This window comes from Agarivorans sp. Z349TD_8 (assembly GCF_050870825.2).
Lineage (GTDB): Bacteria > Pseudomonadota > Gammaproteobacteria > Enterobacterales > Celerinatantimonadaceae > Agarivorans.
On the sequence record NZ_CP194037.2, the window covers coordinates 3,836,271 to 3,850,801 of the forward strand.

Below are 14,531 nucleotides of genomic sequence, written 5' to 3' on the forward strand. Positions count from 1 at the left end.
TCTATTATAAACAAATCCGCAGCTCTTTCGATTTGCAGCACCAAAACCTCAAGGTGCTGCAAATTCTCGGCTTAAATCGCAATCAAATATCCTTGAAATACCTCAACAGATAACGCTTGCTATAAATAACTCATTGTAGCCATTCAAGCACTTGTTGATAACTGGGTACACTGCCTTTGTGTATCACCTGTTCATCAAGCACCACCGCAGGTGTCGACATCACCCCATAAGCCATAATTTGAGCTGGCTGTTCGACTTTCTCCACACTAATTTCGCTATCTAATTCATTGGCGGCTTTTTCTAATAAAGCGACGGTATTTTTACAGTTACGACAACCTGAGCCTAAAACTTTAAAATGTTTCATGATTCACTCCTAAATAAAAGTACTTAAAAAATTAAAAATCCAACCAATCAAGGTAAAGGAACACAACAAGGTCACGAATAAAATGGCTAATAAACGCCATTGCATCACTTGTTTTAACAAAATAAATTCCGGCATACTGGCGGCCACAGTACTCATGCAAAAAGCCAGCGTTGTACCTAAAGGTAAGCCGTTCACTAACAAACTTTCCATGATGGGGATCACCCCTGTCGCATTCGAATAGAGGGGAATGCCAATCACCACCGCAGCAGGCACCGACCACCACTGACCACTTCCCAAATGTTGTTCTATCCAACCATCAGGAACAAAACCATGTAAGGCTGCACCAACTCCAACGCCGATAATCACCCACTTCCAGACACGAGAAAAAATAGTTCGAGTTTCATCGAAAGCAAATTGATGGCGAGCTCGATAACTTAAACGTGTAGAACGTTGCTCATTAGAAGGCTGTGCACTTTGGCTTTGTCCCTCTTGTAAGGCCTTGGCCGCAAAAGACTGCAACCATCGCTCCGCATGAATGGCATCAAGAAACAGCCCGCCAAGGATCCCAACCGACATCCCTATCAGCAAATAAAGTAGGGTAAACTTCCACCCAAGCAGGCTCATCAGCAATAATATGGCAACTTCATTGATAAGCGGCGAGGTCAGTAAAAAGGCCATGGTGATGCCCAAAGGGATCCCAACTGAACTAAATCCCAAAAACACTGGAATACTAGAACAAGAGCAAAATGGAGTAATCGCGCCAAAGACACTCGCCAATACATAGCCAAACCCGCGGCTTTTACCCTGTAGAAAATCCCTTACTTTTTCCACGTCTAGAGACGCCCTTAATAAGCCAATGAAGTAAATCATCACCAGCAACAAGGCAAAAATCTTGGTGGTATCTTCAATAAAAAAATGTACCGCAGTGGCCCATCGCTCATCAGGTTCTAAATTTAATAAGCGGTAGGTAAACCAGTCTGCGAACCAGCTAAAATAGTAGAACATCATTGTCTCCCCTAGAGTTCACACCATCGGCAATGCAACCATGGTGAACTCACTTGTAATTTTCGATTAGCAGTGTCTTTAGGGTAAGACGGCACAGGAAGTGAAAAGATGCAAAAATATATGCTCCCTCTTAAGGATAGTTAAACTTCGATGCTCCACACTGGTTGCGAATCACAGTTATAACGGAAGCGAAAATCGGAATAATAAGCACAGTAAGTGTCGACGGAAAAATTTGATCACTCCATGGTTCATCGAATTCCTGTCCAAGTGCCAGTTACTTTAAACTAATGCGTATTTGCCCCGTTCTGTGTTAGCAACGGGGTAAAAGCTTTCGCCTACGGCGACGTCATTAAGCTTCAACGAGCAAAGCTTAGCTAAGCAAAAAGAAAGCTCGCCCTGCATCTTCTTAAACCCTGCGTTGCTCATTCTCAAGGGCGTTGAACTAAACACTACGCTCAAACAGACTTCAATTTTGCACCCTTGTTCATTTGCGCTACTCGGCGAAGATGAAGGGATTTAAAAGCGTAATCTTGGCTATCGAGAGTATGAAAGGTTTTTGTTTTTAGAATGGGTGTCTAGTTTATTTTAGTTTATTTCTGCCCTTGTTCATTTGTGCTACTCGGCGAAGATGATGGGATTTAAAGCGTAATCTTGGCTATCGAGAGTATGAAAGGTTTTTGTTTTTAGAATGGGAGTCTAGTTTATTTCTTTAGCTACGGGGTCAAAGCTTTCGCCTACGGCGACGTCATTAAGCTTCAACGAGCAAAGCTTAGCTAAGCAAAAAGAAAGCTCGCCCTGCATCTTCTTAAACCCTGCGTTGCTCATTCTCAAGGGCGTTGAACTAACTCGCTACGCTCAAACAGACTTCAACTTTGCTCCCTTGTTCATTTGCGCTACTCGGCGAAGATGATGGGATTTAAAGCGTAATCTTGGCTATCGAGAGTGTAAAAGGTTTTTATTTTTAGAATGGGTGTCTAGTTTATTTCTTTAGCTACGGAGTCAAAGCTTTCGCCTACGGCGACGTCATTTTTCTTTGGCGAGCAAAGAAAAACGAAGCAAAAAGAAAGCTCGCCCTGCATCTTCTTAAACCCTGCGTTGCTCATTCTCAAGGGCGTTGAACTAACTCGCTACGCTCAAACAGACTTCAACTTTGCTCCCTTGTTCATTTGCGCGACTCGGCGAAGATGAAGGGATTTAAAAGCGTAATCTTGGCTATCGAGAGTGTGAAAGGTTTTTGTTTTTAGAATGGGTGTCTAGTTTATTTCTCGGTGCGAATACTGTAATTGTGCTGATAAATTGTATTTCTAAATCGCTGCTGGAGCCGCAATGGTGTGTTTGACATGTTGCGCACTTTTTATCTGTATATATACAGCATTCTTAGTTTCGTTTGCGTCATTTGTCAAAGTAATCAATGATAGAAATGGATCAACGATTGATTGATTCCGAGTAAAAAACTAAGGTAGACAATGGGTTAATATCAAATCATTAATTGATGAGCGAATGTGATGAAGGTCATGTTTTTTTGTGATAGGCCGCACGCTCATTGAATGGGATAGGCCGCACGTGCGGCCTACTTAGCGTTAGGTGTCTTAACTCTGAATACTAGGAATTTTTTATGAAAACTGAAACAATAATTGATTATGAAAGTCGCCTTAAAGAAGCCATGTTAGATTCTAATGTTGTGGTACTTAACGAACTTTTATCTGAAGAGCTTGTTTTTACAAATCATTTTGGGCAGCTTATGTCTAAATCTGATGACATAGAGGGACATCGTTCAGGCTTTGTTAATATCAATTCAATCAAATTATCAGATCAAACCGTAAAAGTGTTTGGTGATACTGTTGTCGTATCTGTCCTTTCATTAATAGAGGGTACATTTGGTGATGCTCAAGCTAATGCACTTTTCCGCTTCACCCGTATTTGGAAAAAAATTGAAAGTGGTAAGTGGCAAGTTATTGCTGCTCACTCGACAGCTATATCCGATGCAAGCACCTAATCGGGTAGCCGGAGGTATCTAGCCTCCAGCCCCCACAACACCCTGCATGCGGCTCCGCACAGGGCGTTTCCTGAAAACGGTTAAAATACAACGGCCGATTAGCTCCTTTGCATTCCAATGATGGCTTCTGTTTTTGCGCCATGACTCCTCAGTCCGGTCGGATACGGAGACAATGAGCTGCACAGGCTCCTCATTGATTTTCAGGTTCAGGCCTTCACCATGTCCCAACCATTACACAATAGAACGGCATTGGGACTTTTTATCTGAAAAAAAAGCCGTCTGCTTAAATCGCCATGGCGTGAGTTAAACGATCAGCTTGTTAAGCAGAGCTCCCCACTCTTTGTTTATAAGAAGTAGAACATGCACTTTCTCTTTTCTCTGCACTGCTGCATCATTTACGGTGGCCGTTAGATCACATGGCTTCGTTGTCTTGTGCCAACTCGCCTCCAGCCTACGCCTCATATGATATTCTTGTTCATCAGCTCGCCCTCTCTTTAGATAAAAAGGCGTCCGGCTTCCTTCAGACATTCCCTCGCGGCAATGCCCTTGCCATTCGCTAGTAGTTAGCGTTTAATAATAAGAATGTTATTAAACGGTGACCTTCCTACAGAGGACTTTCACCTCATTAGTTCATGCCCATGCTGGGCGTACACAAGGCAATTAAAGCTGACTCCATAAGTCAACCCGATTTTTGCTAAAAACAAGAGCTGCAAAAATGCGGTTCAACTTATTCCGCAGTTTATTGCGGCGCTGGAGGATCCCCTCATAAATCTTTGAGTCCTGAAGGGTGAGTTAACCAGCGAAACGCATTAATTGCCCAACGTATTCGCTGTTCTGTTATCACATACTCAGGCCTTCGCCGTACTTCTTTTCCTAACCTTACTACCGATAAAACCGCCCGTTTGCGGATGGTATTGGCCTGAAAGTGTCGTTGCCAACCCACTTGCTGAGCCACTAAACCTAAGCACCACAAAACATGCGTCATTGCTCACGCACATCAGCTCAATCGACTCGCACCACAGGCATGGGATTAGCCCCCGCAAATCTGCCGAGCATGCCATTGGTATATCGCTAAACGGTCACTATTTAAATGGTGGTTACCGAGCAAGCGGTCCATGCGTTTAATGCAGTGTTTAGGTGAGGTACGGCTGGTGATATTACGCCCTAACTCGGTGAGAGACAATTTATCGCCATCTAATAGCGATGTTGTTGCAACCATCAGAGAGTTAAGGCGTTTTTTGTGAATATTGAGGCCAGCTCAATAAGCATTTGGTGTAGAATTTGAGTTTCGCGCATCCCGACTGCCTCCGTGCAGGTTTGATAGGAAAGGTTTTTGGCGAAATTAATTAGATCAAACAACGGGGTGCGCGTCTACTTATATGAATTCTCAAGAGATTATGAGGGGATTCGCTAGATTGCGGCGTTATGGTTCAAGGAGTATGAAGTGAAAGAAGTGTTCCCAATAATGTTCGGAGTCTTATTTTGCTCGGTATTTGTCTGGTTTTTCCTTTGCTACCGACTATTCAAAATATTAGAAACTAGGCATCCCGAAAAATATGAATCTATGGGTAAACCAAGCCTCATCATGAATAGTTCACTTTCTAGCAATATTACGTTCATGAAGTTTCTCTTTAAAAGAGAGTGGCGAGAGCTAAATGACTCAGGGCTGGCAACGTTGGGCAAATCTATGTTGGTTTTCTTTGCCATCTACATTGTTGGTTTTCTAACATTATTCTTTTCGGTGCCACTAGGCTATGCACCATAATCGGGTAGCCGGAGGTATCTAACCTCCAGCCCCCACAACACCCTGCATGCGGCTCCGCACAGGGCGTTTCCTGAAAACGGTTAAAATACAACGGCCGATTAGCTCCTTTGCATTCCAATGATGGCTTCTGTTTTTTTGCGCCATGACTCCTCAGTCCGGTCGGATACGGAGACAATGAGCTGCACAGGCTCCTCATTGATTTTCAGGTTCAGGCCTTCACCATGTCCCAACCATTACACAATAGAACGGCATTGGAACTTTTTATCTAAAAAAAGCCGTCTGCTTAAATCGCCATAGCGTGAGTTAAACAATCGCTTGCTAAGCAGATCTCCCACTCTTTGTTTATAAGAAGTAGAACATGCACTTTTTCTTTTCTCTGCACTGCTGCATCATTTACGGTGGCCGTTAGATCACATGGCTTCGTTGTCTTGTGCCAACTCGCCTCCAGCCTACGCCTCATATGATGTTCTTGTTCATCAGCTCGCCTTCTCTTTAGATAAAAAGGCGTCCGGCTTCCTTCAGACATTCCCTCACGGTAACGCCCTTGCCATTCGCTAGTAAGTTCATGCCCATGGGCGTACACAAACATAGGCAGCATCGCCCTACGGGCTGGATGCGCTAACGCACGCCGCTGCTTTCGGCGTTATCTCCGTCTCAGCCATACTGAATCTAATCCAGCATACCTTTGAACAAACAATCAGCGTAACTCACTTTTGTCCAGAGGCGTGTTACAGCGAAGAATCGCAACCCAAACATATATGGGATCCACGTATTTACAAAGTGATCATTTCAATAGACGGTTAAGATACGTACGTATATTCGGCTTCTTGTTGAAGGCGCTACCTGGTAAGGCCTTACCACATACTGGGATCCTCGTTTTTTTCATTCTCCTAAGTCTAGTCTTGGCAAAGGAGGGAGTGGATCCCATACATCAAGTTGGAAGTCATACGAGATATTTGGCAAACAAACAACCTGTGTCCAAATTATAATAATGTGACTGTGAATCTGGCTTACTAGAGCAGATTTACTGTCATTCATGTGGGTCTGACTTATGAACCCGCTCATTATCCAAACTTTCTAAACGACATTTAAATTGCATATTGAGTTCTGCAAGTGTAACGGTCTCAAGTTGAGCGATAAACACACGTCGAGACATCTCTAGAGCGTTGTTAAGAGACTCATCAGCTATCTGCTGTACTAAACATGTTGGATTGTCGGAATCGCTTGATATTGCAAATAAGCGAGGCATACCTAAGGCTTCGTAAAGCCCAAGCAACGTAATTTCGTCGATGCGTTTCGTTAATATCCAGCCTCCATTATGCCCTTTGTTGGACATAACATAACCTCTATCACGTAACCCTGACATTGTTCGCCGGATGACAGATGAATTCGTGTTTAGCATCTTAGCTAAAACTTCAGAGGTTAAAGGTTGCTGAGTATCGTGCATGTGTAGTAAGGCATGAATAACTCTTGATAGCCGAGAATCGGTTCGCATCGCTAACTCCTTTCATGTTGCTTTTAAAGATACATGAAAATACAATGAGCTTCACGATACATTTGAAGTTACATGAGTTGGGTATAATGCACGATCAATATCTACCAAACAGATGGCAAGCACTCTTCTTCTTGTTGCTTGCCAACTTCCTCAATATATTGGATGTGACCATTGTTAATGTTGCTATTCCGCGGATTTACCAAGATATGGATATTTCACATTCTCAAGCACAATGGGTATCAATCATATATTTGATAAGCTTCTCTGCCTGCTTGCTTCCTTTGGGTAAGCTGGGAGATATGTATGGCAAATTGCGATTATTCAAAAGCGGGCTAATCGCCTTTATGGCGACATCATTGATGTGTGCGGTTTCTCCTAGCATTGAGATGCTAATGTTCAGCCGGTTTTTTCAAGGTTTTGCAAGTGCGATGATGGTTCCACAGGTGTTAGCCATTGCAGTGTCAATGTTTCCTGTAGAAGAAAAAACAAAGATGTTTGGTTATGTGGGGATTGTGGGAAGTTTAGCGTCAATCCTTGGCCCCGTCGTCGGAGGGATGTTGATTTCACTCAATCTATTCAGCCTTGATTGGCGAATTATCTTTGTTATAAACATTCCCATTGGAGTAATCGCGTATTTTGGCGTGAAAAGAAATCTAGCGAACGAAGTGAAAAGGTCACGATTACGAATAGATTGGCTAGGGAATAGTCTAGTTATATTGATGAGTATTTCTCTTATTGTGCCTCTCATTGAAGGCTACAGCTTAGGCTGGCAACCATGGATACTGGCTGTGTTAGCGATGTCTCTACCTAGTATATGGGGTCTCAACCTTTGGTTGAAGAAGCCTACAGCAGATAGTAGTCGTCCTAAATTGATATCTGTTAGCCTGTATACAAACCGTTTCTTCATCAACCAAGCTATGTTCATGATGTTGTTTGGTACCACGACTCCTGGGTTGTTCTTTGTTCTAACATATTACATGCAGAGGCATCTTGGCTTTAGTCCGTTTGAATCAGGAGCGGTGACTTTGGCATTCCCTTTAGGGGTTCTTATCTCTTCATCAGTGCTAAAAAATAGCCCTTTATCATGGCAACGCTACAGAGTCTTTGGTGGTTGTTTAGGACTTACCGTTGCATGGTCAATACTATATCTCACAATTAGCTATGTTTCTGTATTTGATGAGTTATATTGGATTTCATTGCCTTTATTCATAGGAGGGCTTGGAATGGGAAGCGCAATAATTGCGTTATTTCAAAGCATGATGAGCACTGTAGATAGAGAAGATTCTGGTACTGCTTCAGGTGCAATGCAAGCATTGCAACATATAGGTATGGCAATAGGTATTGGTATAGCTGGCCAGATCTATTTTATATCTATTGATTTTTATGAAATGCCACTGGTAGCGATGAAAAACTGCGTGTTATACAGCGCAGTCATGATTGGAGGATTTACGTTGAAGTCTCTTCATAGTTTCATCGACAAAAAAAGAAATATCGTTGACGTTGTAAGAAACTAAGAGCACATAATTGTGCTCCCAAGTAATTGACCCTGTAAATAATTCTGTGTAACTGCTTTGGGTTACAAGTAATCAGTAAGTCGAAAATCAACGATTAGAGCATGATTTCTATCGTGTTTTTGTCAAAAAACTTACCCAGCGTTGCAGCCAGACTATACCTTGGCATTAACTGATAAGCATTCTTCCGAGCCAATCCCCCTTTAATAAGCAATGTCCAACAATGAATTTGGAAGTGAGCAAGCTTTAGTATTCATTAAACGCCCGCTACAGACCAAGATGACTGCATTTTTCCATCAAACTATAGTGTCCTTCGATAGTAAGCCAGCTGATTTAAGAGCGCTTCGGTTTAAAGCAACAGATCTGCTGTTGCTCATCATAAGCAATTTGACATGCACAATTAAGTTGCTGTTTAAGCTTCACTCTGGCGCGCTGCAAACGAGACTTAGCCGCCGATAAACTCAGTTTATGCTGCCTCGCATAGTCTTGTTGCGACATCCCTACAATGTCACAGCACTGAATAATATGACGATCGCGCTTCGCTAATCGCTCGAGCTGTCTGGGTAAGCATTGAACTAAGGCATCGATCGGCTCAAGCGCCGTTTGTGGCTGCTCAAGACGATTCAAATCACGACTGCTAATAAACTTTGCAGACTCGCGATAGTGATCGACTAAACGATTTTTCGCAACTTTAAACAACCATGCTTTCACATTATCGAGACGACAAAACTTGTCCTTCTGGCGTAAGGCTTTCACAAAAACATCTTGTAGCACATCTTCTGCTAACAAGGAGTCTTGGGTCTGTGAGAGTAACCAACCCAACAAAACTGTTTGATATTGTAACCACGCTTGAGTTAAACACGGTTTCGGCTGAGTACGCGGCATGAATCACCTTTTAAAGATTAATGGAGCACAATTGCATTCAATTTCTGAGATGGCGAGTGCCGTCCCGTCATATCCGATGGACACTCGCAAGATTAACTGTGCCGTTCAAAGACCCTCCCACTATACGGAGTAGGCTTCGATTTCCATTTTTAATTGCTCAGCTAACTTGGCCAAAGCCATCGTTGAGCTGGAGCTTTGCTCGGCTCCCTGAGCCGTTTCATTAGAGATATCACTAATCGCAATAATGTTCTGATTGATCTCTTCGGTGACTGAGCTTTGCTGTTCAGCAGCAGTCGCAATTTGTGCATTCATCGCCGAAATATGATCAACACTTTGAGTAATTTGCGCTAAAGCGTCCCCCGCCTGTAAAGATTTTTCGGCTGTTAACGTGGCGTTATTAGCCCCCTGTTCAAGCCGTTGGGTCGACTCTCGACTGCCCTCTTGTAATTGCGAAATCGTTTGCTGAATTTCCCCTGTCGACTGTTGAGTGCGACTGGCAAGCGTTCGAACTTCATCGGCCACAACCGCAAAACCTCGTCCTTGCTCACCTGCCCTAGCCGCTTCGATTGCCGCGTTAAGCGCAAGTAAATTAGTTTGCTCTGAAATACTTTGAATCACTTCTACTACGCTACCAATTTCTTCCGCATGCTGCGCTAGCTTTTGCATTTCTTTAACCGAGTCTTGCATTTCATTGGACAAACTTTCGATCATCGCGATACTCTGCCGCACCACCTGTTGACCATCGGCGGCGGCCAAATCGGCTTTTTCCGATGCCTCGGCGGCTGTACTGGCGCTTTGCGCGACTTCATGAACAGTGGCCGTAAACTGGTGCATCGCCGTTGCAATTAACTGAGTTTGTTGCTGTTGATCAAAAATGTTTTGTTTGGTTTGCATCGCAACCGATGAACCTTCTTCTGCAGAACTAGCAAGCACTTCAACCGACTGCTTATTGGTACTCACCACATGTTGAAACTTAGCCACGATGGTATTCACATCGCTGGCAATATCAGTAAATTCATCCTCTCCATCCACATCAATTCGCTGGGTTAAATCCCCCGCAACAATCAAGCTCGATTTAGCTTGAAGCTGACGAGCCGCTTCCGAAACGCGCTTCACTATCAGTGTCGACAGACCAATAATCACCAACAAACTTAAACTAATAATAATACCAACCGACCACATGAAATGTTCGGTATCAGCTTCGGCCTGTTGAAAGTTTTTAGCGGCTTCATCTATTTGCAGCTTTAAGAATTGTTGGGCGGCCTTGGTGACAGAGGCATAACCAGGGTTAATCACCTTTAATAATACCAAATTAGCATCAGTAAACTGGCCTTGCTGTAGCGCTTTAATCGCAACCTCAAAACCACGCTGCGTCACTTGGTCAACTTCTTTCGCAAGCTGCTGAGTAACCCTGCGTTCTTCATCCGATAAATCTGAACCTAATATTTCCCGGTCAATCAGCTGATGCAAGGCTTCAATGTTAGTTTGAATCGCATCGATATGTTTACCTAAAGGATGGTCATGCATTTTTGCAAATTCAGAGCTGGGATCGTGCTGAAAGGCCAATAATAAGGAGCTTCGCGCACTGCCGATATTATCCAAAATCTTACCAGCTCGAACGGTGTGTTGTATCCCTTGAGTATATAAATCTTCTATTGCGGCTTTCTCTCGGTTCATCCCGGTAATACCTTCATAAGCCAAAAAACCAAAGGCAATAAGAAATAATAAAATGATAACTTTAAGTCGAAAACTAACTGTGCGCATAAATCCTTCCATGTGAGAGAAAACCCAAATCACCGTAAATTTGAATAAATGACCAAAATTGGCTCGAAATCCCTTATTCGTCACGGTCAGTGTTATTCAAAACAAACGTATCTTAATATTAATCTTCCAAAACAGCGTCAAACCCTGTTAATCAAACCCTGCGGTGCATTGGTTGCGCATTAAACCACCATTTATATGGATAACTAATTTCACATGGCATACCTTGCTTAAAAACACCATAAACCGCAGTAAAAGAATCCCCCCAATATGAACCGTTGCTGATAGTTAAATACTAGAACAAGCAGCTAACTATCATTCACAATCTATTTGATAAGAATCAATAAAACAGTACTTTGCTTGAAGAAAGCATGGATTAGATATAAGCAATCTTCCAAATCAAAACACAAAGCGAAGAAGTATCAACTATTCAAGGGATAACGAGTTGATTCAGCGCCGCTGGTTTTGCTATCGACCACAGCCAAGGAAAGTTGAACAATTTGCTCCAAAGTAAAATATTGGTCAATCGCAAAAATACCGCCTCCCCAATCATTAGTCTCACTTGCGGCCGGTCGGCAGCCAGCAATATAAAGCCGCTTTCTTAAGTATTTCTTAAGAAAACAATTTTAAGCTCTCTGCGTTCAGGCTGATCCTCGTTTGCTGTTAACAGAGCCATGAGGAAAGCTTCATTTATTAAAATTAACCACTGATTAAGACTTATGAAACAAACTCATACTGGCCTCGCACGCATTATTTATGCCACAGGATTTTCTATAAATGGTTTCATTTCCGCCTGGAAAAGTGAAGCCGCTCTCAGGCAGGAAGTCACGTTATTACTGCCTTTAGCCATCACAGCCTTATTTCTGCCTGTAAGCAAGAGTGAGCAGATTTTGCTTATTGGTAGCCTGATACTGGTTCTGATTGTGGAATTACTCAACTCAGCCATCGAAACGGTGGTTGATCGCATCGGCTCTGAATGGCACGAGCTGAGTGGTCAAGCCAAAGACATAGCCTCAGCCGCAGTGCTTACATCTCTCATTTTCGCTGCTTTTACTTGGAGTTGGATTCTCATTTAACATGCGTTCATTCACTAGATTCGCCTTACCCTATTGGCTCGCCACTTTGTTCATCGCCCTGTATTTTGCAGTGGTACTTAACCTTCCCATATACGCCAAAATAAGTGAGATATTCAGCCACCTCGAACAAGTAAAACTAGGTTTCATCATAAGCATTCCGCTATTTTTTATACTCGCTTTAAACCTGATATTTCAGCTGTTCTCTTGGCCGTTTCTGTTTAAACCATTTTTTATTCTATTGATCTTATTATCGAGTATTGTCAGCTACAGTAGCTTTAACTATGGCACCATTTTTGACCAGGATATGTTGGTTAATATTTTGGAAACCAATGCTGGTGAAGCCAGCTCATATATCAGCTTATATTCACTAACCTGGATCCTTGGCTTAGGCGTTCTACCAAGTGTTCTACTCGCACTATTACCAATAAAAAAAGAGCGCACCTTTATTCGTTTCATCGCTAAAAAATGCTTAGCCATGATCCTATCTGTTTTGGGTATTCTATTAATCGCAGCTTTGTATTATCAAGACTACTCGTCGGTCGGTCGAAATAATTCCTATTTAAACAAAATGATTATTCCGACCCAGTTTGTCTACAGTGCCTATGGGCAGGTCAAAGACAGCTACTTTAGCAAACCCATGGTCTATAAAACCCTCGCAACCGACGCCAAACAAATAGCAAATGCTGCTGCGAACACAAGTGCAAATAAGCCGAACTTAATCATCTTTTTATTAGGTGAGACCGCCCGCGCACAAAACTATCAATACCATGGCTATGCTCGTGATACTAACGCTTATACCCAAGCCTATCACCCGTTCTTCTTTTCCAATATGTCCTCCTGCGGCACAGCCACTGCAGTATCGGTACCTTGTTTATTTTCTAACATGAATAAAGCTAACTTCAATCGCAAGCAAGCCGATCACCAAGACAACCTGTTAGATATTCTGCAACGAGCTGGTATTAACTTACTATGGAAGGAAAATGATGGAGGCGATAAAGCAGTCGCAAAAAACATTCCTCTCATCAATATAGATACTTCGCGACAAGATCAACAATGTAATGGTCATAGTTGCTATGACATGGTGCTATTGGAAAATCTCGATCAACAAATCTCGGCGATGTCAGGGAATCGTATGATTGTGATGCATCTGATGGGGAGCCATGGCCCCACCTACTTTCAACGCTACCCAAGTTCAATGGCAACCTATCAACCCGATTGTCCACGAGCCGATATTGAAAACTGTTCGATAGAGCAAATTCAAAATAGTTACGATAACAGCATTCGCTACACCGACTTTGTCACCGCACAAGTGATAAAACACTTACAAAGTTTGCAACAATACAATACTGCGCTGATCTATGTCTCAGACCATGGAGAATCACTGGGTGAAAATGGCCTGTTTCTGCATGGCATGCCCTACAGCTTAGCCCCAGAAACTCAAACCAAGGTTCCCTTGCTGTTTTGGATGTCTCCAGGTTTTGCGAAGCAAAAACATATCGACTCAAGCTGTTTAAACGCTTCTCGTGATAAGCCTTATTCCCACGACAATCTATTTCATTCCTTACTCGGTTTAATGGATGTCTCGACTCAGGAATACCATGCCTCTGAAGATATATTCAGCCCTTGTCGTTCACTTACAAACAGCTCTTTTTAGCCTATTTTGTCAAACCTTAAGTCTTCCTTAAGTTTTGCAACTTATGATGAAGTTGAAACTAAACGAACAGGAGAACAAGATGTCACCGATTAAAATGTCAACTCAACTTATTGCATGTATCCTAGCCGCAACCTCCTTTGTGGCTTTAGCCGACCCTACTTGTACTCAACAGCCTGAAAGTACTTGGATCCCCATCGAACAAGCCCAACAGCGGGTTGAAGAAATGGGTTACAAAATCAAAGTATTTAAAAGAACCCACACTAGTTGCTATGAACTTTACGGTCATACCAAGCAAGGAAAACGAGCAGAAATTTACTTTAACCCAACCAACATGGAAAAAGTAAAAGAGGAAATCGATGACTAAACACTACGTTTGGGATTGGCTAGTAAGACTGACTCACTGGACCGTTGCAATACTATTTTTAAGTAACTTTTTATTGCTGGAAGAAGGCAGCGAACTGCATCAGTGGGCAGGCTATGGGGTCTTAGCCGCTATTGCGACGCGTTTAGTCTGGGGCTTGATTACCCGTTCACCGGCTCGACTCAGTACTTTTAGGCCGTCAATCGCAGCAGGTATTGCTCACCTAAAGGAGGTGCTTGTGAGCAGGCAAGATCAACACCACGGGCACAATCCCGCAGGTGCTTTGATGATCTGGCTCATGTGGTTTTTACTGATTGCTACTGGTCTTTCGGGCTGGGCAACCCAGACCGATCTATTCTGGGGAGAGGAGTGGCTTGAGAAAGTCCATGGATTACTAGCTGATCTGTGTATGATCGCCGTTGCAATCCATGTTTCAGCGGTGATCATCATGACCAAAATCACCGGCAACCCTTACCTCAATGGCATTTTGTGGGGTCGTAAAAACTAATCTGGTGTACAGTCAACAATGCAGTTCCACTGCAGTGTTGACTGTACAAAACGACGACACTGGAATGACTATTTTCGCGACAATTGTTGCTTCAAATAAATTACACCAAACTCTCCCTTGAGGTGATTTATTTAAGAACCGCACATCATC

The 14,531-nt window shown here is 42.9% G+C and carries 13 protein-coding genes and 1 pseudogene; 7 read left to right on the top strand and 7 right to left on the bottom strand.

Going from position 1 to position 14,531, the window contains the following annotated elements:
• Positions 1–130: 130 nt before the first annotated feature.
• The gene (locus tag ACRRS1_RS17250; RefSeq protein WP_432451964.1) at positions 131–364 is read right to left on the bottom strand and encodes a thioredoxin family protein; all 234 of its coding nucleotides are present in this window, start codon (positions 362–364) and stop codon (positions 131–133) included.
• 9 nt (positions 365–373) lie between these two features.
• Positions 374–1,369: a permease gene (locus ACRRS1_RS17255; RefSeq protein ID WP_432468972.1), complete on the bottom strand. Its 996-nt coding sequence runs from the start codon at positions 1,367–1,369 to the stop codon at positions 374–376.
• 1,615 nt (positions 1,370–2,984) lie between these two features.
• Between ACRRS1_RS17255 and ACRRS1_RS17260 the strand changes: the two genes are divergently transcribed.
• A complete protein-coding gene (locus tag ACRRS1_RS17260) occupies positions 2,985–3,365 on the top strand; it encodes a nuclear transport factor 2 family protein (RefSeq protein WP_432467279.1) in 381 nt (126 codons plus the stop codon).
• 763 nt (positions 3,366–4,128) lie between these two features.
• Here ACRRS1_RS17260 and ACRRS1_RS17265 read toward each other — a convergent pair.
• Together ACRRS1_RS17265 and ACRRS1_RS17270 are read right to left on the bottom strand one after the other, a co-directional pair.
• Entirely contained in the window at positions 4,129–4,350 is a 222-nt protein-coding gene (locus ACRRS1_RS17265; RefSeq protein ID WP_432467278.1) for a hypothetical protein, read from the bottom strand.
• A 20-nt stretch (positions 4,351–4,370) separates the two neighbouring features.
• Positions 4,371–4,661: pseudogene (locus ACRRS1_RS17270) on the bottom strand (IS4 family transposase); the annotation flags it as partial.
• 148 nt (positions 4,662–4,809) lie between these two features.
• Between ACRRS1_RS17270 and ACRRS1_RS17275 the strand changes: the two are divergent.
• Positions 4,810–5,130, top strand: coding sequence for a hypothetical protein (locus ACRRS1_RS17275; protein ID WP_432467277.1), 321 nt, complete (start codon positions 4,810–4,812; stop codon positions 5,128–5,130).
• A 1,030-nt stretch (positions 5,131–6,160) separates the two neighbouring features.
• Here the strand turns inward: ACRRS1_RS17275 and ACRRS1_RS17280 are convergent.
• Positions 6,161–6,625 (bottom strand): Rrf2 family transcriptional regulator, encoded by a 465-nt coding sequence (locus tag ACRRS1_RS17280; RefSeq protein WP_432467276.1) that lies wholly within the window; start codon positions 6,623–6,625, stop codon positions 6,161–6,163.
• Positions 6,626–6,711: 86 nt separating this feature from the next.
• Here ACRRS1_RS17280 and ACRRS1_RS17285 point away from each other — a divergent pair, with 86 nt between their 5' ends.
• Complete coding sequence (locus tag ACRRS1_RS17285) at positions 6,712–8,139, top strand: MFS transporter (protein ID WP_432467274.1); 1,428 nt, start codon at positions 6,712–6,714, stop codon at positions 8,137–8,139.
• Positions 8,140–8,469: 330 nt separating this feature from the next.
• Here the strand turns inward: ACRRS1_RS17285 and ACRRS1_RS17290 are convergent, their stop codons facing one another.
• Positions 8,470–9,021: a sigma-70 family RNA polymerase sigma factor gene (locus tag ACRRS1_RS17290; protein WP_432451951.1), complete on the bottom strand. Its 552-nt coding sequence runs from the start codon at positions 9,019–9,021 to the stop codon at positions 8,470–8,472.
• 120 nt (positions 9,022–9,141) lie between these two features.
• On the bottom strand, positions 9,142–10,785 hold the full coding sequence (locus tag ACRRS1_RS17295) for a methyl-accepting chemotaxis protein (protein WP_432467273.1): 1,644 nt from the start codon (positions 10,783–10,785) through the stop codon (positions 9,142–9,144).
• 716 nt (positions 10,786–11,501) lie between these two features.
• On the opposite strand from ACRRS1_RS17295, the gene ACRRS1_RS17300 reads away from it, so the two are divergent.
• The 4 genes from ACRRS1_RS17300 (at position 11,502) to ACRRS1_RS17315 (ending at position 14,381) form a co-directional block, all read left to right on the top strand.
• On the top strand, positions 11,502–11,858 hold the full coding sequence (locus ACRRS1_RS17300) for a diacylglycerol kinase (protein ID WP_432451949.1): 357 nt from the start codon (positions 11,502–11,504) through the stop codon (positions 11,856–11,858).
• Between the two features lies 1 nt (position 11,859).
• Positions 11,860–13,512: a phosphoethanolamine transferase gene (locus tag ACRRS1_RS17305; RefSeq protein ID WP_432467272.1), complete on the top strand. Its 1,653-nt coding sequence runs from the start codon at positions 11,860–11,862 to the stop codon at positions 13,510–13,512.
• A 79-nt stretch (positions 13,513–13,591) separates the two neighbouring features.
• Positions 13,592–13,876 carry a PepSY domain-containing protein gene (locus ACRRS1_RS17310; protein WP_432451947.1) on the top strand — a complete coding sequence of 95 codons (285 nt, stop codon included), beginning with the start codon at positions 13,592–13,594 and terminating at the stop codon, positions 13,874–13,876.
• A complete protein-coding gene (locus tag ACRRS1_RS17315) occupies positions 13,869–14,381 on the top strand; it encodes a cytochrome b/b6 domain-containing protein (protein ID WP_432451946.1) in 513 nt (170 codons plus the stop codon). The genes ACRRS1_RS17310 and ACRRS1_RS17315 overlap by 8 nt, the downstream gene beginning before the upstream one ends.
• Positions 14,382–14,531: the final 150 nt, after the last annotated feature.

Coding starts and splice junctions, on each gene's coding strand:
- ACRRS1_RS17250 (WP_432451964.1), bottom strand. CDS start 364: ATGAAACATTTTAAAGTTTTAGGCTCAGGTTGTCGTAACTGTAAAAAT.
- ACRRS1_RS17255 (WP_432468972.1), bottom strand. CDS start 1,369: ATGTTCTACTATTTTAGCTGGTTCGCAGACTGGTTTACCTACCGCTTA.
- ACRRS1_RS17260 (WP_432467279.1), top strand. CDS start 2,985: ATGAAAACTGAAACAATAATTGATTATGAAAGTCGCCTTAAAGAAGCC.
- ACRRS1_RS17265 (WP_432467278.1), bottom strand. CDS start 4,350: ATGACGCATGTTTTGTGGTGCTTAGGTTTAGTGGCTCAGCAAGTGGGT.
- ACRRS1_RS17280 (WP_432467276.1), bottom strand. CDS start 6,625: ATGCGAACCGATTCTCGGCTATCAAGAGTTATTCATGCCTTACTACAC.
- ACRRS1_RS17285 (WP_432467274.1), top strand. CDS start 6,712: ATGCACGATCAATATCTACCAAACAGATGGCAAGCACTCTTCTTCTTG.
- ACRRS1_RS17290 (WP_432451951.1), bottom strand. CDS start 9,021: ATGCCGCGTACTCAGCCGAAACCGTGTTTAACTCAAGCGTGGTTACAA.
- ACRRS1_RS17295 (WP_432467273.1), bottom strand. CDS start 10,785: ATGCGCACAGTTAGTTTTCGACTTAAAGTTATCATTTTATTATTTCTT.
- ACRRS1_RS17300 (WP_432451949.1), top strand. CDS start 11,502: ATGAAACAAACTCATACTGGCCTCGCACGCATTATTTATGCCACAGGA.
- ACRRS1_RS17305 (WP_432467272.1), top strand. CDS start 11,860: ATGCGTTCATTCACTAGATTCGCCTTACCCTATTGGCTCGCCACTTTG.
- ACRRS1_RS17310 (WP_432451947.1), top strand. CDS start 13,592: ATGTCACCGATTAAAATGTCAACTCAACTTATTGCATGTATCCTAGCC.
- ACRRS1_RS17315 (WP_432451946.1), top strand. CDS start 13,869: ATGACTAAACACTACGTTTGGGATTGGCTAGTAAGACTGACTCACTGG.